The organism is Acinetobacter sp. IK40 (genome assembly GCF_035615075.1).
Taxonomy (GTDB): Bacteria; Pseudomonadota; Gammaproteobacteria; order Pseudomonadales; family Moraxellaceae; genus Acinetobacter; species Acinetobacter courvalinii.
Genome location: NZ_JANBOE010000001.1, coordinates 718,963 through 743,351 on the forward strand (window position 1 = coordinate 718,963; position 24,389 = coordinate 743,351).

Sequence of the window (24,389 nt, forward strand, 5' to 3'; positions counted from 1 at the left end):
TAGAGATTATGAAGAGTTTTAGGTTTTTTATTGTGAGTGTTGTGCCTGTTCTTGTGAGTAATAGGAGCTTTATGCAACTAAATAGCAGTATTGGAAGAATAACTTAGGTTTGCTCAAGGTGCTGTTCTGTTTTTATCTGTTATCTAGCTTTTTATAATATATCCCAACAAGATCCAATATTATTTTTAAAAATATTAGACCTTGCGTTTATGCTTACTTAGCAATATTCATAAACAATTAATGCTGTAAACTTTTGGTCATTTTCACTGCCGTACGAATGACTCATAAACTTAATATTGACCTGATGATTATTCTGGGTAAGTTCATTTCTCAGCCAGTCATTGATGGTGTGTTCTAATGTTTGAATTGAACCCGCTTCAAAAGCTTTGATTTTAGCCATTATTATTCCTCCTTTCCCAAATACTTATGAAAGTATGAGCATATATGCATCGAAATTAATTTCTTTATATCATTTGTTTTGGTTTGAAAGTTGTTATACCTTTCTATTAACTTGTTTCGAGATATATATTGAATAATATCGAAACACATAGGTGCTAAATTTAAGATATATTTTTCAATAAGTTAAAGTGATATTTAATCGTTAGACGTATTTTTTATAATTACATAAGATTGCATTTCTTAAGAAAAGTAAAAAAAGTAACAGGGAAATTTACATGATTAATCTTCAGTATAGAGGTTGCTTAAATACATTAAGAGGTGCCACATGTTAAAAACGATTTTGACTTTAGGAACTGGTGTTGCTCTAGGTTGTTATTATAAGTCTCATAAAGATAAAAATAAATTATCTGATGAGAAAAAAGATGATGATCTGAGCATGGACGATAGCGTAAAAGGCAAGAAAGTGCTGAGCAAGTTCCTGAAATAATCTGAAAGGGAAGCTTGTGATCAAGCTTCCCTTATATTAAGCCTAAATTTTGCTAAATATAAAGTCGAGTATAAGTATAAGGAAATAAAAGATGAGTGCCAAAGATAATCAATTGATCGGTTCCAAGCCCCCTTATAACGCTGAATATGTCCTGGACAGCATGATGGATATCGATGAGTGGGAGCGAGATTCAGCTAAACATCACAAACATTTATCTGAGCGTCGAAAAAGCCGATTGCAGCAGGAACGTAAAAAGAAGTGTGTGTGGATGATGGATGAATAGAGCAGTTCTTTAAGATTCATCTGAGTTACTCAATTAACCAAGTGAGAGGTAATGAAAAATGAAGAATTTATACGTGAAAAGTCTAGCATTATGTTGTGTATTTGCCTTTGCTGGCTGTGATAAAAATCGGGATGCCGATGATCCAATGACCAAAGGTGAAACCACCACACCTCATTCTAAGGAGGCAGCACCTGTAAGCCCTAATAATGAAATGCATGATGATATGCAGCATTCATCAGCACCAGCAATGATGAACGATCAAGGTACATCAGGTGTGCAGACAGGTAATACGACTTCAAATTCAGGACAATCCCCAGCTTCATAAGTCAAAAGATCCGTTGGGAAAAATGACTAAAGTACCGAGCTCATACTTTAGTCATTTTTATTATTTATAGCGGATCAAAAAATAAATAATAGCCTAGACAGTTTTTATTGTGATTTTAATCACATTAAATTGTAGTACTGCATTTTAACTCACTTATCATGTAGTGTTTATGTATATGAAGCTTAAAGGCTATTTCATAACTTAAAACAATATTAACAATTGATTACTGTAAATACTGCAAAATTCCTAAATAGAATATAAAGGAATAATGTCATGCATCAATATTTAAAAATAGCAGAACAAATTTATGATCAGGTTCAAACAAAATATGAGTTCACTGATGATCATGTAGAAGATCTTAATAATTTAATGATTGAGTTAAGAAATGCTGCCAAAGATTCAGATTTTAAAATGCTTTATAATTATATTAATTTCGAAGACTTATTAATGAAATCCAAAGCATTATCGATTGATCTGGATGTGAGTATTTTGCCGAAAAGTAAAAATAAAGGTGAATACATACTATGGTTATCAGGCTTTGTAGAAAAACTGATCGTTTCTACCAAGAAGACTGAAACAAAACTAAAAAATAAGGTAGTGATGCCGAATTATTATTATGATGATTCAGGCAATATTGTGAGTAAAACTAAAAATAGTGGTGAAGAAATTATTTCATATTTTAAAGATAAAGAACCGATTTAATGAAATAAAATAATCTTTCGTATTTTGCCACGATTATTTTGAAACAGGAGTTTTTAAGATGTCGAAACAATATATGTTAAAAGAAGTTGATGCGAGTAGTGAAGCAGGAGATAAAATTATTGTGGAGCAGATTTATGAAAAGCTGCCCCCGATAGATGTAAATATAAATGATTTTTCCTGGTCACCTTTATTTAAAGTGGTCATTACCGATAAAGTGATCCCGCTGAATGATGACTTAACCTTTACCCATCCACGGACTGGAAAAGTTTTTCGTATTGGCAGCTGAAAAAATGTGCTGCGCCGTACGTAAACGAGGCGCCACATTGCAAGCCAGTGTGAAGACTCTTTGCTAGTTGATGTGAGGCGTATTTAAAGCCTCTGCCCAATCTTTTCCTTTGCAACGTGGGCATTGTTGCTGCAGATGATTTAAATGTTGGGTCATACCACAGTACATACACGAATAAAAAAGTGCCGGATTTAATTGATCTGTCTTTTTATAATGGTTTGGAAAGAGTGGCAATCCCCATTTTGTGTCGTCATTGGCATAGAACAGCAGACTTAAACAGCCATCAGTTTCAAGCAAAGCGACTTTGACTTGTCCGAGATGTTCAACACTTTGCTGGCGCATTTCTGCAAAAAATTCATCATGGGAATATTTTTCTTTTCTCATATCCTGTATCACCATCAAGCCATCTTCGACAATACAAAGTGGTTTTCCTTCCAGCAGGATTTCCACTTTCTTGCTTTTCATCATGGCCCATGTCACCAGACGATATAAAATAATGATGGTACACATGACCACGAAAGCTTGGGCAATCGGTGCATCATCAACAAACATCGGATCGCCGGCGGCACTGCCTAAACTCAGAATGATAGCGACCTCAAAGATTGAAAGTTGTCGGATGCCGCGTTTTCCGGACAGCTTTAAAAAGATCAGGATAAGCAGAAACATGACACAACAGCGAATGATGATTTCTACGACCAGTTCCCAAGTCGTATCGTGGATGAAAACACCGATAAGATCCATTATTGATTTACTCTTTCTTATAATTTGTAAGTGCTTATATTCTACGCAATAAAAATGAGCTTATGTTTTAAATAAGCTCATTTTTTTATAGGAGAGCAGGGACTACATTTTATCCCAGGCATCTTTGATGGCTTGTTTGGCCTGTTCCCATTTTAATCTTGATTCGGCTTTCAGCTCTTCCCAAGATTCTTTAAGATTGCCTTCTACATCTTCGAACTGGGTATTACGATCATGTTCAGATCGTGCGCGGCTGCCTAACTCATATGCTTTGGAAAAGTCCCGGTCGTAATCGAGGTCTGGTGTATCCAGTGAAGCTTCCTGATAATAAGGACGGGTCACATAGCTTTCACGCCAATGATCATTTGGATCGATACTTACACGTGAACCTTGATTATTTTGATTAGTAATATTCTGATTTGTCATTATCGTTCTCCAGCAAATTTTCCAATGTATATAAAATTTAGGAGAATATTAATTTATTCTCCTAAATATTTACGGATCTTAAAATAATCAAAGCTTATTTCTGCTGATTATTTTGGTTTGATCCTTGGTTGTTAGAATCTTTTTGATTAGATCCTTGTTGCTGACGGTTGTCATTTTGCTGCTGTTGCTGCTGACGGTTGTCATTATTTTGGTTTTGCTGATTTTGCTGATTTTGCTGATTTTGCTGATTTTGCTGGTTTTGTTGCTGCTGCTGTTGGTTATTGCGCTCTTGATTGCTTTGATTATTTGTATTACTCATGATCGTACACCTCATTTGGTTATTGATTTTATCTGAGTAAATCAGATGGTTTAATTAAAACATATTTTTATCGGAAGAATAGGGCAAGCCTGTTTCACTTTATTTAAATGTAATATACAAATTTTCATTAAATAATGCTTTTTTAAGAGCTTAATGCTTCTAATCAAGTTTTGATGAAAACAGTATTAATATAAGTTGATATCAAAGTAACATAAAGCAACATAAAATGGGGTTTCTCCTTTTTTATATATCTTTTTTCTTGATAATTTTAACAAGATTCGTGCATATATCTTTGAGTAATCTTTCCAGCTTTTTTTCAGGGCTGCCTTTATATAGGTTTCTGAAATTATAGTTTTTCTTTTTATAGTTTATGCAGTAAAAGAATGTTCCGACTGGCTTTTGCTTGTTTTCAGATCCTCCTGGCTTAAGCAAGCCGGTACAGGAAATATAAATATCAGATTTAAAGATATGTTTGCCTTTATTAATCATTTCTTCAGTAATTTCCCTTGATTCGGCGCTATATTTTTTAATCATCGCAGGAGAAATTTTAAGTACTTTTTCTTTTACTTTGAGATCATAGCAAACTAGACTTCCGGTCAGAATATCTCCAGAAAATGGGCTCAAAGAAAACTGGTAAGATAAATAACCAGCAGAGGCACTTTCCAGAAAGAAGATAGAAAGTTTTTTTTGCGCGAGTAATTCGCAAGATTTCTTAAACATGGCTCTCTCGAATAAAAATCATTCATTAAATTATTAATTATTTTGAAATCTATTTTATGGATAAATAATTCAAAATATTAAAATGTAAAAACATGCTTCTTCTATATGGTTGATATGAAATGTTTTTAAATTTTACGTGTTTCAATATTAACCTGTTTTAACAAAATGTTGGTAGGAATAAAGGATGAGCAAAGTAAGGTGATTTTATAGTTTCGATTCGGAGAATGGAAATGTCTGTTGTCGTAAAAAAAAGATTACTTGATTTGTTGCAGGACGATCATAAAAATTATTACGAGTTAGTTTCTTTCTTCCTCGATGGGGATATATCTAACTTTGAAAAAGAGAAAAAAGCCGTTAATTTTTTAAAACAAGAATTTGAGATGATGAAACCGAGCAAGATTTCTTTGCCCAATCAAATTGAAGAAATCCGTGCTTGGTATAACAATGAAAATCGAAAAGTATGTCATGACTATCAGGAATATTTGAGCCAGCGTAATGCGGGAGGCGAGCGAGAATATTTTAAAAATATCGGGCAGGCGTTTGAATTTCTACTTAAAGTTGCCCCAGTTAAAAAGGTAGACGGTTCCTGGCTATACAGTATTGTCAATTACTGGAATGATCCAGTCTTTCATGATCTGATTCTGATCTATCTGGAAGAGCTTGGCTTGGGGCAGGCAAAAGCCAATCATGTCTGCATTTATGACGATTTATTGCGTGTATTGGGACTGGATGATTTTGAGCTGTTTCTGGATGATGAATATTACCATCAATCTGCAGTTCAACTTGCACTCGGTTATGCTCCGCCAGAGTATATTCCTGAAATCATTGGCTTTAATCTCGGCTATGAGCAGTTGCCTTTACATCTTCTCATCACCAACTATGAACTTAAAGAATTAGGAATTGAAGCCAAGTATTTCAATTTACATATTACCATTGATAATCTAGACAATGGTCATGCACACAAATCCCTGAAAGTCTTTGAAAATGTTTATAAAAAATATAAAGATAAAGATGTTTTCATGCAGAAGGTAAAACGTGGTTATGCACTCAATCAGCAAGGTATATCCTCCCCGCAAATTATTAAAAACCTGAATCTAGAAAACTTTGTTTATAAAATCTTGAAGCGTAAGGCACTCATCGGACAACTGGTGCATAACGAAAAACAGTTTATTGGGTGTAAATCCATTAATCAGTGGTTGGCCAACCCTCAAGAAATTGGCAGCTTCATCAATCAACTGGTTGAAAAGCGGTGGATTAAATTTAATTGTGATCCGGAAGAAAGTGTGTTCTGGCGCATGATCAGCCATGAAGACGGAAAAATGTATGGGGTGTTTACCCCGGCCGAAAGACAGATTATTCACGACTGGATTGCAGGCGAACAATACGCAACCCATGTATTGCCGTATAAGAATAGCCTAAGTAAAGAACAACCCTTACATGACTATTTATTTAGTTATATCTCGGATGGCGAACTGGAACATTTACAAAACAGAGTCAGCCAGACAGACAATTTTGCACTCAAGCTTTGTAAATTGACGCCTTTTCTCGCCCCCGAATCCCATCACAAAAGCATCGGTTTATGGAGTACGCAGAAATATGCAGAACTTTTATTTCCTTATTTAACCGCTTCGCTGCGTTAAGTGAGGAAACATGAGCAAAACATCTCATCATTTTTATATAGCCAACAATAAACAGGGTAGCCCAATGAGTGACGATCTTAAAGACAATAATAGCCAAAGTGCTTTAGCTGGGAATACACCAGACAAAATGAATCAAACTGACAAGACCAGACAGCTTGACCAGGTCAGAAGTGATGCGACCAATGAAGCGCTCACCACCAATCAAGGGGTCAAGATTTCAGATAACCAGAACAGTTTGAAAGCGGGCGTACGCGGTTCGACATTACTTGAAGACTTTATTTTACGTGAGAAAATTACCCACTTTGACCATGAGCGCATTCCAGAACGGATTGTACATGCACGTGGTGTAGGTGCGCATGGCTATTTTCAGGCCTATGAAGGCAATGAACGTTTTACCAAAGCCGGCTTCCTGACTGATCCAAGCATACAGACGCCTATTTTTGTGCGTTTTTCTACCGTGCAGGGACCTCGTGGTTCAGCTGATACGGTACGTGATATTCGCGGTTTCGCCATCAAGTTCTATACCCAAGAAGGTAACTTTGATCTGGTGGGGAATAATGCCCCGGTATTTTTTGTTCAGGACGGGATTAAATTTCCAGATTTTGTTCATGCGGTTAAACCCGAACCACATAGAGAAATTCCGACTGGCGCCACTGCCCATGACACCTTCTGGGATTTTGTCTCACTGGTGCCTGAATCTGCGCATGCAGTCATGTGGGCCATGTCAGACCGTGCGATCCCGCGCAATTTACGCTCGATTCAGGGCTTTGGTGTGCATACCTTCCGTCTGATTGATGCACATGAAAAAGCACGCTTTGTGAAATTTCACTGGACGCCTAAACAAGGTTTAAGCGCACTGGTCTGGGATGAAGCACAAAAACTGGCCGGTAAAGACCCGGATTTCCATCGACGGGATCTGTATGAAGCCATTGAGCAGGGCCTGTATCCTGAATGGGAACTGGGAGTGCAGATTGTCGAAGAGGAAGATGAAATGAGCTTCGATTTCGACCTGCTGGACCCAACCAAAATTATTCCAGAAGAGTTGGTCCCGATTACCCCGATTGGCAAGTTCGTATTGAACCGTAATGTCGACAACTTTTTTGCGGAGACCGAGCAGATCGCATTTTGCCCGGGTCATATCGTACCAGGGCTTGATTTTACCAATGATCCGTTGTTACAGGCGCGCTTATTCTCTTATACCGATACCCAGTTAAGTCGTTTGGGTGGACCGAATTTCCATCAGATCCCGATCAATAAGCCGGTCTGCCCATTCCATAATAACCAGCGTGATGGCATACACCAGCATCAAATTCATAAAGGTCAGGCCTCTTATCAACCTAATTCGATTGATAATAACTGGCCAATTGAGATTCCGCCTGCTGCGCAGAATGGAGGCTTTGAAAGTTATCAGGAGCGCATTGATGGACATAAAATTCGCCAGCGCAGTGAATCTTTCTCGGATCATTTCTCACAAGCCCGTTTGTACTATCAAAGCTTGGCACCGCATGAGCAAAAACATGTGGTAGATGCCTATACCTTTGAATTGAGCAAGGTCCAGCGCCCACACATCCGTGAGCGTGAAGTACAGGAAGTGCTGGCCAATATTGATACTGATCTTGCCAAGCAAGTCGGGCAAAATCTCGGGATTGAAGTGCCAGACTTAAAAGAAAACTTCAAGCATGCCAGCATTGAAAAATCTGAAAAACTGTCTATGCAGGCATTTATTCCAGAGGATATCAAGGGCCGTAAAATAGCGGTACTGATTCATGATAAAGTCCATGCCGAGAGCTTACGTAGCATTATCAACTGGTCAATTCAGGAAAATGCCATTGTGCATTTACTGACCCCAATGCTGGCACCTGTAAAAGGCTCACGTGATGAAGTGATTCCTTCAGACGGTATGCAGAAAGCCGAACCCTCGATTATCTATGATGCGGTGGTGATTGCCGATGGTGACAATCTGGATGCCGTTTTAGCCGATGGTGTGAGCAAACATTATTTGCTGGAAGCCTATAAACATTTAAAACCGGTTGTGTTGCTGGGTGACAAAGCTGAGTTACTGGATCAGTTGGGTTTAAAACCGGATGAAGGCACGCTATTACAGGATGATTTCCTACAGGTGGCCGACACGCTTAAACACTTACTGCGCCATCATCGTGTTTGGGACAGGGAAGCTGTGGCCGAAGCCATACCTGCCTAATACTAAAAAAGCTCCTATATGGAGCTTTTTTATATCCGTTTAAAATATTGCTCAGGCAGCAGAAAGTTTGACCAGCACTATGGCAATGCGCTCAATATGCTGATAGGCAGGTTGTTCCAGCTCTTCTCCGAACACATCCGGATCAATTTCTTCATAACTGTATTTAAAGTCTGGATAATGTTGCATCCAGTGATCGACGGCTTGTAAAAATTTATTGCCGTCTTGGCTGATTGCAATGCCTGTATATAAAAATAACGTGCCTTGAGGCGTAAGTCTTTTTATGCCTTCTGTGAGAATATTAAAGGATAGGTCCGTGCCATCCAGTGTATTGCCGCCGTGGCGGTATTGACGTTCATGCAGATCCATCAGATAAGGTGGATTGGCAAAAATCAAATCGAAATCACCTTCCAGAGCAGAGAACAAATTACTGTGGGTGGGGAAAATATTATCGGCACCTAAAAATTTTTTATTTATCTGGCTATAAAACAGGGCTTTGGGATTGATGTCGGCCGTGAAAATTTCTGTCGTTTCAGGAAATAAGCGGGCAACCGCAATAGCCACCGGAGATGCACCACAACACAGTTCTACACTGCGTTTTACCGTCTGGGGCTGGGTAAGCAAATATTGTTTAAGATGATAATAAAAGCGATAGGTGTCGGGACCAAAGAACACCGCATCGGTTTCAACGGTTGGAAAAGCGGAATGAATAAATAACTGATCATCCAGAGAGGCGACCCGAACAAGACTCAACCACTGCTGGTTTTCAATACGGATCAGGTGGGCATTTTTTAATATCAGAAACAGACGTTGATCAAGATCTTGTGGATAAAAGGGCAGATTCCAGCCAAAGATATCCTTTAAACTTCGAAGTTCATTGGGTAAATTTTGCTTACGCATAAAAATCCGTTCATGGCTGAGCGGAGTAATTACAGTAAAACGGTAATGTTTTTGTTTTAGAAAATTAAGTAAATACAGTAAAGCCCTCTGCTGTGCAAGTTCCATATTCACGTGCTGATCCATGTTTTAGCCTCTTGTTTTTATTAAAAAACCTCCCGAAGGAGGTTTTTTGCTCACTTAGCCATTCACGATTTCACCACCATTGACATGGATGACCTGTCCGGTGATATAACTGGCATCATCAGACGCCAGAAACAAGTAGGCTGGCGCAACTTCACTCGGCTGGCCCATTCGTCCCATTGGCGTGTCCTGACCGAATTTTGCGACAGTTTCTGCATCGAAACTACTTGGAATCAGGGGCGTCCAGATCGGGCCAGGGGCAACACCATTGACTCGGATGCCTTTTTTCTGCTTCATCAGATTATTGGATAAACTACGGGTAAACGTGGTAATTGCGCCTTTGGTACTGGCATAGTCCATTAATTCATCATGTCCATGATAACTGGTAATACTGGTGGTATTAATAATACTGTCTCCTTCTTTTAAATGAGGCAGTACGGCTTTGGTTAAATGAAACATTGAAAATATATTGGTTTTAAATGTTTTTTCCAGCTGTTCGGTACTAATATCGCCAAGATCTTTTTGTTGATACTGTACACCGGCATTATTAATCAAGATATTAATCTTTCCGAACACCTTAAGGGTTTCTGCGACACATTTTTCTGAACTTTTGGGATCGCTAATATCTTCCTTGAGCAGTAAACAGTGCTGACCTTCTTGCTCAACCAGTTGTTTTGTTTTTTCAGCATCTTGTTGTTCTTCAAGATAAATAATTGCGACATCTGCACCTTCACGGGCAAATAACACCGCGATGGAACGGCCTATACCGCTATCGCCACCACTAATCAGCACCACTTTATCTTTAAGTTTATGACTACCCTGATGGGTGGATTTAATGATTTCAGGTTCTGGATGCATAACTTGTTGCTCTCCAGGCTGGTGTTGTTGTTCTTGCGCCGGTGCAGCTGTTGGATATTGATTCGGGTTATTGCTCATCTCTAACGTCCTTTGCTTCGATTATTTTTCATCATCTTGGAAAAAGATGTTATTTTCGGTAAGGACAATGTTTTGATTAGTTGGAATTGTATTTTTTCCGTAGAAGGTGGTAAAAAAATATAAATTTTAACGATTATAAAATGACATTTAGACAATCGCTAAAATCTTAATATGGTTACTGGCAATAATATCTTCAACAAGTGTTCTGTTTTCAGTATCTTGAGTCCAGTTTTCAATGGGTGTGGTATCTGCCAGGTTGAGGATTGTTCGAATTATTTTTTCAGCTATTGCCAAAGTGCTATCACTGGATGCAGCTTGTTGAGCGTCTAACGCCTTGGAATACTCCTGTTCATTACTACAAATTTCAATATTTTTCATATTGTTGGTTATGTACAGGATACGCTGGAACGGCAAGGCAATATCTTTTTTTTCTACTTTGTAAAACCAGTCCGAGTCATAGGCAACCCAGTCATTATGATTAATGTCGAGATGAGCCATCAAAATTTCAGGACTGAGCAAACTTATAAAGCTTGATTGCAGTTTTATCACTGAATCTGTCTCTTGTTTTTTATTCATTTTAACTCTCCTAAATTTTTTCTCTGTCCAATTTTTAATGTCTTCAATTCAATTGTTTTTTTAAACATATGCTTTGTATTTTTTTATGTAAACTTTAACTATTTGGATGAGGGTTGTAAATGAATGTTTATTTGTTGACTTTATTAATGCTTTTATCTCTGTGTGATTTAAAGCGTAAAAATCAGCGGGTAATTTAAAAAAATATAATTTAAAAAAATCACAGATAACATGAAGATATGAATTTTAGAAAAATATAACTGAGAAACATTTAAAAGTATTGAAACATAGCGGGGTTAGAGCAAAAGTATTTTATCTCTTATGGTGAATATAGCCGCTATATAACGGCCTATATAATTTTAATAGAGGAAGAGATAATCATGGCTAATCAAGATTCTAGAAACGATGATCAAGATAATAACTCAGGTACCTCAAACCGTGGATTCGCGAGCATGGATCCAGATCGATTACGGGAAATCGCAAGTAAGGGCGGACGTGCCGCCCATGCAAGCGGAAATGCGCATGAATTTACCACAGAGGAAGCCCGGGAGGCGGGACGTATTGCCCATTCCCGCGGCAATGCTCACGAATTTACCTCTGATGAAGCACGTGAAGCAGGCTCATTAAGTCATAGAAATGGTCGTCGTTCTAGCAGTCGTGACGATGAGGACGACGATTATGATGATCGCGGTGGTCGCGGCCGAGGTCGTAGCCGCAATGACGATGACGACGATGATTATGATGATCGCGGCGGTAACCGTTCCGGTAGCCGTGGTCGCAGCCGTCGTGATGACGATGATGAAGATGATCGCGGTGGCAGCCGTTCCGGTGGTCGTGGCCGTAGCCGCAATGACGATGACGATGATTATGATGATCGTGGTAGTAACCGTTCCGGTGGCCGAGGCCGTAGCCGTCGTGATGACGATGATGAAGATGATCGTGGTGGCAACCGTTCTGGTGGTCGTGGTCGTAGCCGTCGTGACGACGACGATGAAGATGATCGTGGTGGCAGCCGCTCCGGTGGTCGTGGTCGCAGCCGTCGTGACGACGATGACGAAGATGATCGTGGTGGCAACCGTTCTGGTGGCCGAGGCCGCAGCCGTCGTGACGACGATGATGAAGATGATCGTGGTGGCAGCCGTTCCGGTGGCCGAGGCCGTAGCCGTCGTGATGACGATGACGAAGATGATCGTGGTAGTAACCGTTCCGGTGGCCGAGGCCGTAGCCGTCGTGATGACGATGATGAAGATGATCGTGGTCGCAGCCGTCGTGATGATGACGATGAAGATGATCGCGGTGGCAACCGTTCCGGTGGTCGTGGTCGCAACCGTCGTGACGACGATGATGAAGACGATCGTCGCGGTAACCGTTCAGGTGGTCGTGGCCGCAGCCGCAATGACGATGACGACGATGATTATGATGATCGTCGCGGCAACCGTTCCGGTGGCCGAGGTCGTAGCCGTCGTGATGACGATGATGAAGATGATCGTGGTGGCAACCGTTCTGGTGGTCGTGGTCGCAGCCGTCGTGATGACGATGAAGATGATCGTGGTGGTAGCCGTTCCGGTGGTCGAGGCCGCAGCCGTCGTGATGATGACGATGAAGATGATCGCGGTGGCAACCGTTCCGGTGGTCGAGGCCGTAGCCGTCGTGATGACGACGATGAAGATGATCGTCGTGGTGGCAGCCGTTCTGGTGGCCGAGGCCGCAGCCGTTATGATGACGACGATGAAGACGATGATCGTGGCAGCCGTGGGCGCGGCAATCAAAAACGCGATGAATACGGGCGCTTTACCAGCTAAATCCAGCGCTTTGATTGCATTCAACAATGGCCAGCGCTTTGATTGCATTCAACAATGGCCAGCGCTTTTTTAGCCTAAACCATTATTGAGTCACTCTTAAAGGATATTGAGTAAGTCTTTTACTCAATATCCTTTTTTAATGGGTATTTCATTTTTTGGCCGCTCAACAGCTTCTAGCAGCTCTGAAACATTCGATAGACCTCAAGACTCGCAGATCAATTGCATAATCGTGTGGCAGATAAGCGATCATGCTCAGCCTTTTAGATCAGTTCTATGTGTAGCTTTTTTCGGTAAGTTTATTCTCGTAAATCAGTGCCGGTTTTGGTTCTTGCCAAAGTTGTTGGTAAAGCGTGATGATCTGTTCAATCCTGGGTACAACAGGATTATTTAACGGTGAACCTGAAGCCAATGCTTGCTCAGCCATAGTCTGTACCACCTGATCAAAATCACTTTTACTGACGCCAAATTCAGCTAAGCTGGGTACCGCCAAATCTCGATTAATTTTAATGAGCGTATCAATAAGCTTTTGATTGGCGACCTCATCCGAGTCATCATAATCCGCACAGCCGATCGCTTTGGCACATTCTGCATAGCGCTCAGGTGCGGCTTGAACTGAAAATGCCGTGACGCTAGGTAACAACATGGCATTCGACAGACCATGAGGGACATGGAAAAAAGCACCAATCGGTCGGCTCATGCCATGCACTAATGCAACAGAGGCATTGGAAAAGGCAATGCCTGCCAACGTTGAGCCAAGCATCATCTTTTCACGCGCAGATTCATTGCCAGACTGGTGATACACTTTTTGCAAATTTGGTCCGATCAGTTTCATTGCAGCGATTGCTTGCGCATCACTATAGGGACTGGCTTTTTTACTCACATAGGCTTCCATGGCATGGGTCAGTGCATCAATTCCTGTATCTGCCGTGGTTCGCGCAGGCAGTGACATCGTCAGTTCATAGTCGATAATCGCTGCAACAGGTAAAAAGCCTAAACCCGCACAGAGCATCTTTTCGCTGGTCAGGTCATTGGTAATGATAGTGAAACGTGTACATTCAGAACCTGTTCCTGCTGTGGTCGGGATGGCAATAATCGGAAGGCCTATTTCATTGACTTGGCGGGGAAATTTATAATCAGCGATGACACCACCGTGTTTGCTTAAAATGCTGATCGCTTTTGCACTGTCTATCGGGCTGCCGCCACCAATCGCGATAATGGCATCATAAGCATGGTTTTTGACATGCTCAACACCTGCTTCAATCGAGCTCGAGGTGGGTTCGGGAATGGTTTCATCAAAGTAATCACTATCAATCTGTTCGGCGTTTAATATTGTTTGAATCTGTGCGATGTATCCTAGTGAAACCATCATCTTATCGGTAATGATCAGTGGTTTTTTTGCACCTAAACTTTTCAGAATCAGCGGAAGCTTGCTTCGTGCATTTTTGCCAATTTCCATAATTCTTGGCAGATTAATTTGATGAGACATTGTTATAAATCCTATTCTTGATTCTTGTATTTTTATATCGTGATACAACCTGTATCATTATTTATGTATATATTTTACCCGTACGCAAGTCAAACAAAAAAAGGCGTGGAGTTTTCAGAAACCAATCCTATGTACTCACGTCTATTTTTGACTTCGTGATTCAATTATTCATTATCTCGATCATTTAAAGCTGGAAAAATTCGTCTCCAACTGCCTTATAGCAAAGTAATTTATCTGAAAAAGAGTCATCAATGACCTCATCGCATACCCATCAAAAATGCTCAACAACATCGTGTAGAAATCTAAGCTGATGAAAAGGGAATGAAAAGGGAATGGAAAGGGAATGAAAAGGGAATGGAAAGGCATCTGATCCGTCATAGAACTGTCATCACCTCAGACTATGCTGGTTCTACAACAACAAGAAATAGTTGGTTAGAGCATAAAAATAATAATTTTGATGTTTTCTAACACAACATTCTGATGGCTTCTGAACCCACTTCGGTGGGTTTTTATTTCCGAAGGAGTAAGGTCTAAAGTATATGTTTGAGCTAGAAAATAAAGTGCGCTTGAGAAGGCAAAAAATGCGTAAAAGTGAGCAACTGTTTATCGCATATAAAAAGTTCCTGCAAGAAAAGAAGCGTCAGAATGATGAAAACAGTCGCCTGATTTTTATTGTCAATTATCTGGAAAAAATCAATTTTGCATTCTATGGTATGGATAGCAAACAACAGTTGATTACTGAACTGGAAAAATATTATAACGAAAATGAAATTCTGATCTAAGCCCATACATTATAGATAGAAACACCTACCTTTTCAGGCAAGAACATTATTCCAGCTCAAGTTGATAGTCATCTTTGGTGACTTTGATTTTTATCTTTTTATATCTTCTTTTATTTGGATTTAAAGCTGAATCGGTGACTTCTGTGGCGAAGTTTGAATTTCCCATAAGATGATAATAGGCCTTATAGCCAATTAAAATTTTTTGCGGTCGGGCCCCATGTTCATGACTATACGCATCCAGCAGTTGGGTCAGTTTTTCGAAGGTTGATATCTCGGTCATGGTTAATGCTCTGTTAAGGCCTCATTCACTATTTATTTAAACTAATCGAACTTTGTTAAGAATTTAAGACAGTCACTCACATTTGAAGCCGCTTGTTTTCTAAAGCATTTAAGAGGGTTGGGTCATAAAATTTTCATATTCCAGCACTATTGTTTCTAGCAAATATTTTGCATAGTGATCGAAGGATGAAAAAGCGTTTTTGGGGTGGAATAATTTTAGCGGGCTGTAGCATGCAGACCTTTGCTTTAAATATTTTAATTGTTAACGATGATGGTTTAACCAGTAATGTCAAAGCACTGTATGACGAGTTAAAGGCCAATGGTCATAGTGTGCTGGTCTCTGTGCCATGTTCACCGCAAAGTGGGCGTGGCGGGGCGATCGTGATGTATAGCGCCAGCGTAATTTCAGCAGACAATGATAAGCAGATTGCGGCTGAAAATGGCTGCCATAATGGAGCAGCAGCGATTGGCGCACCAGCCGCAGGCCCATTTAGCAAAGCCGGTTATAACAATGGCGACTGGAACTATGTGCATGGTACACCGGTTATGGCCACTGCGTATGGTCTGGATGTGGTTGCCAATAAGCGCTGGGGCAAAGCCCCTGATCTGGTCCTGTCGGGCCCCAATGAAGGGCAGAATGTTGGTCGGGTGGTGGTTCATTCCGGCACGATTGGTAATGTACAATTTTCGGCAGCCCGTGGCATTCCATCGATTGCCTTAAGTGCAGACTCCAATACGGTGGATGACAAGACCTTAAACAATGCCAATTCCGTGATTGTGGCAAAACAGACGGTCATATTATTGAAGGAGCTGCAAAATAAAGCTGGACAGGGTGCTTTATTACCGAAAGGCATTACATTGAATGTCAACTTTCCAAAGAACTTAAGCACCAGCACGCCGTTTGCGTTTTCGAAAATTGGCAGCTATGACCTGTACAACTTTAATTTTAAAGTCAGTAAAGATGATAAAGGTGCCAATCAATACGGTTTAGGTTTTGGCATAAATTCCAGTGCCCCGACAGCAGCTCAAGCAACAGATGAAAGTGCGGTGGTGCAAAGCAAGATAGCAGTGACTGCAATGCAAGTGGCCTATGACCATCGTCCTGCAGCGCAACAATGGCTCAAGATCCGTCTTAAAAACCTGTTTAAATAAGGGGAAGGCCAATGCAACGTTGTTTATGGATATTACTTCTTGGCTTAGCCTTGAGCGCTTGTCATGATGACAACCATGACCGGCAAGAACAGCCCATCGAGAAGCCTGAGCCAGTGCCTGCTTTAGCGGTGGGTACTTATTCGGTCAGTATCGAAACCGATCAGGAATTGCCGACAGTGGGTAAATACTATTCAGGTGCGGATGGCAGCAAGCTGGTGGTTTTGAATGATGCGCAAGATCGTGCTCAGATCGTAATGCATTATGATGTAGCAACTAACACATGGCATAGCAATCAAAGCGATAAAAATCTTAGGCTTGAGTTTGCCCACTATGAAAAAATTGCTGATCAAAAGCTAAGTGTGAATGAGCTGGTGGGACGCTATGCCTTATCTTTGGCTGATGGCAGTTCGATTCCAGTTGAAGTGAAAGCGCAAGGGCAAATGCTTTCACTCGATCAAAACTGTCGCTTTACAGCAAAAATCAGTGAAAGCTTATTGGCAAATATCGCGAGTTATCAACTCACTGAAAATAAATGTTCAGCCTTAAAGAATAATGAAAAAGGCTATATCGTGGTCGATCAGGATCTGGAACCGGCTGCTTTCAGATTGTTATCAGATCGCATCGGTGCTCAGGATCTTTGGCCTTTCCATCCTAAAATGCGAGCATACCGATAAATGTGTGTTATCGGTATGCCTTCATCTTCTATATTCCTTATTTCTAGACCTTCTTGATTTTTGTTCAAAATAATATTCTGCTTCTGAAGCGCTGATTTTCTGCTCTTGAGACCAATGTCTGATTTAGTTCATGGCATTTTTCTTTTTAAATTCTGTCTCCTGCAAGAATTAGCCCGAATGGAGCTTAAAACAGCTGATGTCAGATAAGAAAAAACCTATAAAATTACACATAACATAATTTAATTATGTATTGCATAAATTCAATCTTTCTTGTAGCATGAATTTATGGTTGAGGGCCTATGCAGAAAAAGTTCATACTTTACGATTGCATGGGCTTACTTATGGAAGGAAAGGTTTCAACACGGATGCTTTTGACATACTTATAAAAACACCGGTGACCTTTTCTAAACGTAATGCATCGTAGTACCAGTTTGTTGAGTCAGCTTAGATTAGCCAACACAAAACATGGGAATTTGCATTCACAACGGATGAATTAATCTAAATAAGGGAAACTAGATGGACATTTTAGATAACCCATTAGAACTATGTGGTTTTGCTTTTATTGAATTTGTTTCGACGGAAAATGGATTAGACCAGATCTTTGAAACAATCGGCTTTACCAAGGTGGCGAAGCATAAATCTAAAAAAGTTTATTTATGGCGCCAGGGTAATATCAATATCATTTTGAATTACCAGCCAGAATCCTATGCTTCATTCTTCTTTAAAGAACATGGTCCATCTGCATGTGCAATGGGCTTTAGAACCCGTGATGCAGCCAAGGCATTTAAAAATGCAATTGAACTGGGCGCAGAGCCGATGTACTCACAAGCGGGTCCAATGGAATTGAATATTCCTGCAATCAAGGGTATTGGTGGTATGCCAATCTTCCTGGTAGACCGTGATATTTATGAAAATGACTTTGTTTTCTTTGATGATGTCGAGCGTAATCCAAAAGGCGCAGGCTTAAATGAAATCGACCATTTAACCCATAACGTTTATAAAGGACGTATGGAATACTGGGCGAACTTCTATGAAAAAATCTTTAATTTCCAGGAAATCCGTTACTTCGATATTAAAGGTGAATATACCGGTTTAACCTCGAAAGCCTTGACTGCGCCTGATGGCATGATCCGTATTCCATTGAATGAAGATTCAGACAAGGGTAACGGTCAGATTGCCGAGTTCCTTGCGGACTTTAATGGTGAAGGCATCCAGCATATTGCCTTTATTACCGATGACCTGATTTCAACATGGGACAAGTTAAAAGGTTTAGGCATGGAGTTTATGACAGCACCGCCTGAAACCTATTATGAAATGTTGAAAGAGCGTTTACCGGATCATGGCGAGCCAACTGAAGAGCTGCAAAAACGCGGTATCTTGCTGGATGGCAACACCAAAGATGGTCAGAAAAAATTGTTATTACAGATTTTCTCGCAAAACATGCTGGGGCCTGTCTTCTTTGAATTTATTCAACGTAAAGATGATGATGGCTTTGGCGAAGGTAACTTCAAGGCACTGTTTGAATCAATCGAGCGTGATCAGATTCGCCGTGGTGTATTAGAAGCCAAATAAGCTAAAACTTGAAGAAACGAAAAAGCCAGAAAGTTCACTTTCTGGCTTTTTTTGCTGCCTAAAAATTAACGGGTTTGAATATATTGATTGATGGCAGCCACTTCACGTTTAAACAGTTCCAGTTTTTCACTACCTTCCTGCACCGAGAAGAACATTTCACTGTCCAGCGCCACGATACAGAACTCCATCGAGTGATGGGCATTAAAAATTGGTAAACCCACCGCATTGATCCCGACCAGCAGATCGCCTTGTGCGATCGCCATACCGTGTTGCAGTGTTGTTTGTTTGAGGGCAAGGAACTCATCCCAATTGCCCGGTTTGATCGGGTAATGGTTCTGTGCAGCTTTATCCCATTCAGCCAGCATAAGCGGCTTAATGATCGCCTCTGGCATATAAGACGCAAATACCCGTCCCGCAGCGGAGTTGATCAGAGGCATAACCGAACCCACTTTGGTGACAATTGAAATCGGGTGGTTTGACTCAATGGACTGCACCACGAGCGGGCCTCTAGGCGACCATTTACTGATCTGGATACCGCAACCAATCTTGTATTGTAATTCGTAAATCAGATGCTGTACCAGTTGTAATACATCGGTATGCTGAATACAGTTTAGACCCAGACGCCATGCCTGATCACCCAAGGCATACTGACCATCTTCAAGCTGTTTGGCATAATTCATGCGGATCAGGCTGACCAGATAACGGTGAACCTTGGCAGGGTGCATATCCAGTCTGCTAGACAATTCTTTTAATATAATCGGTTTGTTATGTTCCAAAAGGGCATTGAGTACGGCTAAACCGACCTCAAGTGATTGAACCCCACCAGATAACTTTTCTTCAATCATTCATTAACCCTTAATCTGCATACGTTCGCGATCCGTATTTCGTTTTACTGCAGTACATAATGCCTGAGCATAAGCTAAAATAGAAATCACCTTTTTAAATGATTTAAATAGGTGAATTGTATAAGCATACAATTGTTTTTAATCAGCTTACACGATATTTGTATGACAAGCATCGATCGGCTAGGAACAGCCGATACCTGACTTAAATTCAGGCAATAAAAATCGGCATTGAAGCGATAGATCCCCAATGCCGAGCGCTTGAACCTGAACTAGGCGCCTAATTCATCTTCATGCAGGAAGTGCGTATGATGTGGGGCACGTTTGGTTCGGCTCCATTCGTCCAGCATTTCCAGCTTCATTTCTTCGGTAATGCGTGCAATTTTTGCATCAGCATGGACATCATTGTAGGTCAGCTCCAGACGGTGACCATTAGGATCAAAGAAATAGATCGAGTGGAAAATACCATGGTTGGTGACACCGAGCACCTTGACCCCGTTTTCTTCCAGATGTGCTTTTGCTGTCATCAAGGCATCTAAGTCTTCAACTTCAAAGGCAATATGTTGCACCCATTGTGGTGTATTTTCATCACGTCCCATTTCAGGCTGGGTCGGGAGTTCGAAAAATGCCAGTACATTGCCTTGTCCGGCATCGAGAAAGAGATGCATATAAGGATCGAAGGCTTTGGTAGACGGCACATGGTCTTCTGCAAAGGCCAGAATGAAATCCATGTTGAGCATTTTTTTATACCATTCCACGGTTTCTTTGGCATCTTTACAGCGATAGGCCACATGGTGAATTTTTTTAATTGCAAAGCTCATGATAAAACTCCTTTTATCGCTATTCCCAATCTGGTTGTTGTTCTGGTGCAGCATGTAAAAATGCTGGAAGGGTTAGACAATGTTGATAAATCGATTCAATTTTTGGAAAAGCGCTTAACTCTATTTTGAAGCGCTTGGCGTTATAGACCTGAGGAATCAGGCAACAGTCAGCAAAAGTGGCTTGTGTGCCAAAACAGAATTGCCCATTGGAATGCTGCAACTGTTTTTCCAGACTTTTAAAGCCTTCAATAATCCAGTGCTGATACCATTGATTTTTTTGCTCATCGCTGACCGCAAGATCATTTTTGAGATATTTCAACACTCTCAGATTATCCAGCGGATGAATGTCACAGGCGATGACCTGAGCAAAGGCCCGTACTTGAGCGCGTTCAATCACATCTTTAGGCAACAGTGGCTTTTCCGGATACTGTTCTTCCAGATATTCCAAAATACTGAGTGACTGTGAAAGCGCATGATCCTGATCAATCAGTGTAGGAACAAGTTGGCTCGGATTCAGCGCAACATAATTTGCCTGTTGCTGTTCATTTTTGACTAAATGAACAGGCTGGATCTCATAGGCAATCTGTTTCAGGTTCAGCGCAATACGGACACGGTACGCGGCCGAGCTACGAAAATAGCTATACAGTTTCATAGCGCTCGTCCTTTTGTTCATTAAAGGCAAAGTGACGTGCGGGTAAAATGGTATTGGCAACTTCGCCAAAGCCCACGCGAATGCCATCTTTTTCACAATAACCTTTCATGACCACACGATCGCCGTCTTCAAGGAAACCACGTGTTTCACCGTTGGATAGCTGAAGTGGCTTGGTGGTATTCCAGGTCAACTCAAGCAAGCTGCCGTAAGAGTTTTCAGTTGGCCCTGAAATGGTACCAGAGCCCATTAAATCGCCAACCTGCACGTTACAGCCTGCAATGGTGTGGTGAGTGAGTTGTTGTGCCATCGACCAGTACATATATTTAAAGTTAGTCTGGCAAATCACTTCTGCTTGTTGTGCTTGAGGGGTTTGTACTTCAACACTTAGATGGATGTCATAGCTGTTGGCAACATTTTCCTGTAAGTAAGCAAGAGGTTGCGGTTGTTGTTCCGGGCCTTGAACTTTAAATGGGGCTAAGGCTTCAATGGTGACGATCCATGGTGAAATCGCGCTGGCAAAAGTCTTGGCATTGAACGGGCCCAGCGGAACATATTCCCATTGCTGGATATCACGTGCTGACCAGTCGTTTAAGAGCACCATTCCAAAAATATGATCCCATGCATTTTCAATCGCAATCGGTTCACCCAGTTCAGTCGCTTTACCCACCACAAACGCCGTTTCCAGCTCAAAGTCGAGCTTACGTGTTGCTGAAAAAACAGGACGTTCTTCATTCGGTAACTTGATCTGACCAGAAGGGCGGACAATATCTTTGCCACTGACGATTACAGAGCTGGCACGACCGTTATAGCCTACAGGTAGTTCACTCCAGTTAGGCAGCAAAGCATTCTTAGGGTCTCTAAACATGGTGCCCACATTGGTGGCATGTTCTTTAGATGAGTAGAAATCGGTGTAACCAGGCACATGTACAGGTAAATGTAGCGTAACGGCATCTTGTTTGAATAAGGCTTTCTGGCGTAAGTCTGCGTTATCGCGTAATGCCGGATTTTCAGCAGACAGTAAGCTTTGTAAGGTTTTACGAACGGCTTGCCAGTTTTGCTTACCAGTCTCGATAAATTTATTCAATGTGGTTTGATTAAAACAGTTCGGCACACTGCTGTGGAGTAGGCCATCTGCTTCCAAAGCTGCAAGATCGAGTACCCAGTCACCAATCGCAACACCAACACGCTGATTGCCTTGTGCTGTTTCGCTAAAGATACCGTACGGCAAATTATGAATTGTGAAATCTGATTGCGGATCAATCTCAAGAAAACAGGTTAATTGTTGTGCCATGCTGTACCTTCCTTGTTTCTCATTCTGTAAAAACGATTAAATTTTTTATCTTGCTCTGTTCAAGCTTTTGAAAAAACGATAGATATTTTTCGTTTTATCCATTCAGCAGCTTGGTCTCAAGCAAGAAATATTGACTTTATGATTTCTATCATACTGAAAATAATTAATTACGCAATACATAATTTAATTACATTATTCATAATATTTGTTATTTATTGAATTTTCTGTTTATATGCGCGGTTATCTGAAAAGTAAATCAATTATTTTTTGATTTGAGGTAGGCATTGGTGATTAATTTATGATATACGTAATTTTAGACAAAAAAATTACGCGACAAGGACGAGAATAATCATATGTCAAATCAGGAGCAAGGAAACCTGAAACATGGTCTGAGCAATCGGCACATCCAGCTTATTGCGCTAGGTGGTGCGATTGGTACAGGTCTGTTTCTTGGAATTTCCCAATCAATCAAGCTGGCGGGTCCCTCAGTCATATTGGGTTATGCGATTGCAGGACTGATTGCATTTCTTATGATGCGTCAGCTAGGTGAAATGGTGGTGCAAGAGCCAGTCAGTGGTTCATTCAGTCATTTTGCCTATAAATACTGGGGCTCATTTGCAGGCTTCATGTCGGGCTGGAACTATTGGGTACTCAATGTTCTGGTGTGTATGGCAGAGTTAAGTGCAATTGGCCTGTATATTCAGTATTGGTGGCCTGAAATCCCGACCTGGGTTTCGGCACTGGCTTTCTTTATTTTAATTAACGGTATCAACCTGTTACATGTCAAATTTTTTGGCGAAATGGAGTTCTGGTTTTCCATTGTCAAGATTCTGGCAATTCTGGCCATGATCGCCTTTGGTTCCTATTTGCTTGCAACCGGCACAGCAGGACCACAGGCCAGCATCAGTAACCTTTGGGCATTGGGTGGATTCTTCCCGTTTGGTGTTGAAGGTTTAGTGATGGCGATGGCAGTCATTATCTTTGCCTTTGGTGGCATCGAGTTGTTTGGTATTACTGCGGCTGAAGCGCGTGAACCGGATAAAACCCTACCCAAAGCCGTCAATCAGATTATTTACCGTATCCTGATTTTCTATATTGCGACACTTTTCATTCTGTTTGCATTATTTCCTTGGAACCAGATGGCACAAGGTGGAAGTCCATTCGTGATGGTATTTGCCTCACTGGATAGCCAGGGTGTAGCGACTTTACTTAACTTTGTGATTCTGACTGCAGCCGTATCAGTTTATAACGGGACCAGTTATTGCAGCAGCCGTATGCTATTAGGTCTGGCTCAACAAGGCAATGCACCGAAATTCCTCAAGCATATCAATAAGCGCGGGATTCCAACCAATGCCGTTTATCTTTCAGCTTTCGTGACGGTTTTGTGTGTATTGTTGAACTATGCATTCCCTGAAAAAGCATTTGGTCTATTGATGATGCTGGTGGTGGCTGCCATTGTGATTAACTGGGTGGTGATTTCGTGGACACATCTCAAGTTCCGTAAAACCATGCAGGCTCAAGGCGTTACAACCAAATTTCCAAGTATTGCCTATCCATTTAGTAATTATCTTTGCATGATCTTTATGCTGGGAATCTTGGTAGTGATGTCATTAACACCAGATATGCGTATTGCGGTGATGATGATTCCTGGCTGGATTCTGTGTTTAATGCTGGCGTATTATTTGAAGCAGCGTAAGTTGAAAAATGCGCAACCCAGTGTTGCCTTGAATACAGATGCATAAATTTTGAATAAATGATGTAAATAAAAGGGCTGAATTTTCAGCCCTTTTTGTTAAGAAAAATAAGGTTGAATTTAAATTATTTTTAGAAAATTCTCTTTGCAAATAACAGATCAGGTCCTATTGATGGATAAATGAGTGAGATTCTTTTTTAGAAAGGGCTTTTTTTATTCATGTATATCGTATACGATATTCAAAATGTAGAGTAAGCCAATTTATCTAATATCCGTTTTTAAATTGGAAGCA

Annotated in this window: 27 protein-coding genes; 13 read left to right on the forward strand and 14 right to left on the reverse strand. The window is 40.9% G+C overall.

The window, feature by feature from the left end; translation table 11 throughout:
* Positions 1 to 217: 217 nt before the first annotated feature.
* Complete coding sequence (locus MSG93_RS03595; RefSeq protein WP_005230073.1) at positions 218 to 400, reverse strand: hypothetical protein; 183 nt, start codon at positions 398 to 400, stop codon at positions 218 to 220.
* Between the two features lie 324 nt (positions 401 to 724).
* Between MSG93_RS03595 and MSG93_RS03600 the strand changes: the two genes are divergently transcribed.
* From MSG93_RS03600 to MSG93_RS03620, 5 genes are all read left to right on the forward strand, one after another.
* Positions 725 to 886 (forward strand): hypothetical protein, encoded by a 162-nt coding sequence (locus MSG93_RS03600; protein ID WP_005230075.1) that lies wholly within the window; start codon positions 725 to 727, stop codon positions 884 to 886.
* A gap of 91 nt (positions 887 to 977) precedes the next feature.
* Entirely contained in the window at positions 978 to 1,169 is a 192-nt protein-coding gene (locus tag MSG93_RS03605; RefSeq protein WP_005285416.1) for a hypothetical protein, read from the forward strand.
* A gap of 58 nt (positions 1,170 to 1,227) precedes the next feature.
* The gene (locus MSG93_RS03610; RefSeq protein ID WP_324620598.1) at positions 1,228 to 1,494 is read left to right on the forward strand and encodes a hypothetical protein; all 267 of its coding nucleotides are present in this window, start codon (positions 1,228 to 1,230) and stop codon (positions 1,492 to 1,494) included.
* A 273-nt stretch (positions 1,495 to 1,767) separates the two neighbouring features.
* Positions 1,768 to 2,196, forward strand: a complete 429-nt coding sequence (locus MSG93_RS03615; RefSeq protein WP_009511636.1) for a hypothetical protein — start codon at positions 1,768 to 1,770, stop codon at positions 2,194 to 2,196.
* A 58-nt stretch (positions 2,197 to 2,254) separates the two neighbouring features.
* Complete coding sequence (locus MSG93_RS03620; protein ID WP_005285420.1) at positions 2,255 to 2,482, forward strand: hypothetical protein; 228 nt, start codon at positions 2,255 to 2,257, stop codon at positions 2,480 to 2,482.
* Positions 2,483 to 2,545: 63 nt separating this feature from the next.
* Here the strand turns inward: MSG93_RS03620 and MSG93_RS03625 are convergent, their stop codons facing one another.
* The 4 genes from MSG93_RS03625 to MSG93_RS03640 form a co-directional block, all read right to left on the reverse strand.
* Positions 2,546 to 3,223 (reverse strand): DUF421 domain-containing protein, encoded by a 678-nt coding sequence (locus MSG93_RS03625; protein WP_005230081.1) that lies wholly within the window; start codon positions 3,221 to 3,223, stop codon positions 2,546 to 2,548.
* Positions 3,224 to 3,325: 102 nt separating this feature from the next.
* Entirely contained in the window at positions 3,326 to 3,646 is a 321-nt protein-coding gene (locus MSG93_RS03630; protein WP_032869022.1) for a hypothetical protein, read from the reverse strand.
* Positions 3,647 to 3,740: 94 nt separating this feature from the next.
* A complete protein-coding gene (locus MSG93_RS03635) occupies positions 3,741 to 3,965 on the reverse strand; it encodes a hypothetical protein (protein WP_199972734.1) in 225 nt (74 codons plus the stop codon).
* Positions 3,966 to 4,208: 243 nt separating this feature from the next.
* Positions 4,209 to 4,685, reverse strand: a complete 477-nt coding sequence (locus MSG93_RS03640; protein ID WP_324620599.1) for a nicotinamide-nucleotide amidohydrolase family protein — start codon at positions 4,683 to 4,685, stop codon at positions 4,209 to 4,211.
* Between the two features lie 230 nt (positions 4,686 to 4,915).
* Between MSG93_RS03640 and MSG93_RS03645 the strand changes: the two genes are divergently transcribed.
* Positions 4,916 to 6,325: an iron-containing redox enzyme family protein gene (locus MSG93_RS03645; RefSeq protein WP_324620600.1), complete on the forward strand. Its 1,410-nt coding sequence runs from the start codon at positions 4,916 to 4,918 to the stop codon at positions 6,323 to 6,325.
* 10 nt (positions 6,326 to 6,335) lie between these two features.
* Positions 6,336 to 8,525 (forward strand): catalase HPII, encoded by a 2,190-nt coding sequence (gene katE, locus MSG93_RS03650; protein ID WP_324620601.1) that lies wholly within the window; start codon positions 6,336 to 6,338, stop codon positions 8,523 to 8,525.
* A 51-nt stretch (positions 8,526 to 8,576) separates the two neighbouring features.
* Here the strand turns inward: katE and MSG93_RS03655 are convergent, their stop codons facing one another.
* From MSG93_RS03655 to MSG93_RS03665, 3 genes are all read right to left on the reverse strand, one after another.
* Positions 8,577 to 9,545 carry a methyltransferase gene (locus MSG93_RS03655; protein WP_324620602.1) on the reverse strand — a complete coding sequence of 323 codons (969 nt, stop codon included), beginning with the start codon at positions 9,543 to 9,545 and terminating at the stop codon, positions 8,577 to 8,579.
* Between the two features lie 54 nt (positions 9,546 to 9,599).
* The gene (locus MSG93_RS03660) at positions 9,600 to 10,478 is read right to left on the reverse strand and encodes an SDR family oxidoreductase (RefSeq protein ID WP_005285434.1); all 879 of its coding nucleotides are present in this window, start codon (positions 10,476 to 10,478) and stop codon (positions 9,600 to 9,602) included.
* Between the two features lie 147 nt (positions 10,479 to 10,625).
* Complete coding sequence (locus tag MSG93_RS03665) at positions 10,626 to 11,054, reverse strand: hypothetical protein (RefSeq protein ID WP_324620603.1); 429 nt, start codon at positions 11,052 to 11,054, stop codon at positions 10,626 to 10,628.
* A 377-nt stretch (positions 11,055 to 11,431) separates the two neighbouring features.
* On the opposite strand from MSG93_RS03665, the gene MSG93_RS03670 reads away from it, so the two are divergent.
* Positions 11,432 to 12,853 (forward strand): KGG domain-containing protein, encoded by a 1,422-nt coding sequence (locus MSG93_RS03670; protein WP_324620604.1) that lies wholly within the window; start codon positions 11,432 to 11,434, stop codon positions 12,851 to 12,853.
* A 271-nt stretch (positions 12,854 to 13,124) separates the two neighbouring features.
* Here the strand turns inward: MSG93_RS03670 and MSG93_RS03675 are convergent, their stop codons facing one another.
* On the reverse strand, positions 13,125 to 14,339 hold the full coding sequence (locus tag MSG93_RS03675; RefSeq protein WP_324620605.1) for an iron-containing alcohol dehydrogenase: 1,215 nt from the start codon (positions 14,337 to 14,339) through the stop codon (positions 13,125 to 13,127).
* Positions 14,340 to 14,920: 581 nt separating this feature from the next.
* Here MSG93_RS03675 and MSG93_RS03680 point away from each other — a divergent pair.
* On the forward strand, positions 14,921 to 15,121 hold the full coding sequence (locus tag MSG93_RS03680) for a hypothetical protein (RefSeq protein ID WP_324620606.1): 201 nt from the start codon (positions 14,921 to 14,923) through the stop codon (positions 15,119 to 15,121).
* A 46-nt stretch (positions 15,122 to 15,167) separates the two neighbouring features.
* On the opposite strand, the gene MSG93_RS03685 is transcribed toward MSG93_RS03680, so the two are convergent.
* The gene (locus MSG93_RS03685; protein ID WP_005285444.1) at positions 15,168 to 15,401 is read right to left on the reverse strand and encodes a hypothetical protein; all 234 of its coding nucleotides are present in this window, start codon (positions 15,399 to 15,401) and stop codon (positions 15,168 to 15,170) included.
* 185 nt (positions 15,402 to 15,586) lie between these two features.
* Here MSG93_RS03685 and MSG93_RS03690 point away from each other — a divergent pair, with 185 nt between their 5' ends.
* From MSG93_RS03690 to hppD, 3 genes are all read left to right on the forward strand, one after another.
* Positions 15,587 to 16,552, forward strand: coding sequence for a 5'/3'-nucleotidase SurE (locus MSG93_RS03690; RefSeq protein WP_324620607.1), 966 nt, complete (start codon positions 15,587 to 15,589; stop codon positions 16,550 to 16,552).
* Positions 16,553 to 16,563: 11 nt separating this feature from the next.
* Positions 16,564 to 17,226: a hypothetical protein gene (locus MSG93_RS03695; RefSeq protein WP_324620608.1), complete on the forward strand. Its 663-nt coding sequence runs from the start codon at positions 16,564 to 16,566 to the stop codon at positions 17,224 to 17,226.
* A 516-nt stretch (positions 17,227 to 17,742) separates the two neighbouring features.
* Positions 17,743 to 18,798, forward strand: a complete 1,056-nt coding sequence (gene hppD / locus MSG93_RS03700; RefSeq protein WP_005230119.1) for a 4-hydroxyphenylpyruvate dioxygenase — start codon at positions 17,743 to 17,745, stop codon at positions 18,796 to 18,798.
* Between the two features lie 65 nt (positions 18,799 to 18,863).
* Here hppD and MSG93_RS03705 read toward each other — a convergent pair whose 3' ends face one another.
* The 4 genes from MSG93_RS03705 to fahA form a co-directional block, all read right to left on the reverse strand.
* Positions 18,864 to 19,643 carry an IclR family transcriptional regulator gene (locus tag MSG93_RS03705; protein ID WP_324620609.1) on the reverse strand — a complete coding sequence of 260 codons (780 nt, stop codon included), beginning with the start codon at positions 19,641 to 19,643 and terminating at the stop codon, positions 18,864 to 18,866.
* A gap of 269 nt (positions 19,644 to 19,912) precedes the next feature.
* Positions 19,913 to 20,461, reverse strand: a complete 549-nt coding sequence (locus tag MSG93_RS03710) for a VOC family protein (protein ID WP_005230124.1) — start codon at positions 20,459 to 20,461, stop codon at positions 19,913 to 19,915.
* A gap of 19 nt (positions 20,462 to 20,480) precedes the next feature.
* On the reverse strand, positions 20,481 to 21,113 hold the full coding sequence (gene maiA / locus MSG93_RS03715) for a maleylacetoacetate isomerase (protein ID WP_324620610.1): 633 nt from the start codon (positions 21,111 to 21,113) through the stop codon (positions 20,481 to 20,483).
* Positions 21,100 to 22,404 carry a fumarylacetoacetase gene (gene fahA, locus MSG93_RS03720; protein WP_324620611.1) on the reverse strand — a complete coding sequence of 435 codons (1,305 nt, stop codon included), beginning with the start codon at positions 22,402 to 22,404 and terminating at the stop codon, positions 21,100 to 21,102. Before fahA ends, maiA begins: the two co-directional genes overlap by 14 nt.
* Before the next feature lie 353 nt (positions 22,405 to 22,757).
* Between fahA and MSG93_RS03725 the strand changes: the two genes are divergently transcribed.
* Positions 22,758 to 24,146, forward strand: coding sequence for an amino acid permease (locus MSG93_RS03725; RefSeq protein WP_032872289.1), 1,389 nt, complete (start codon positions 22,758 to 22,760; stop codon positions 24,144 to 24,146).
* Positions 24,147 to 24,389 lie beyond the last annotated feature (243 nt).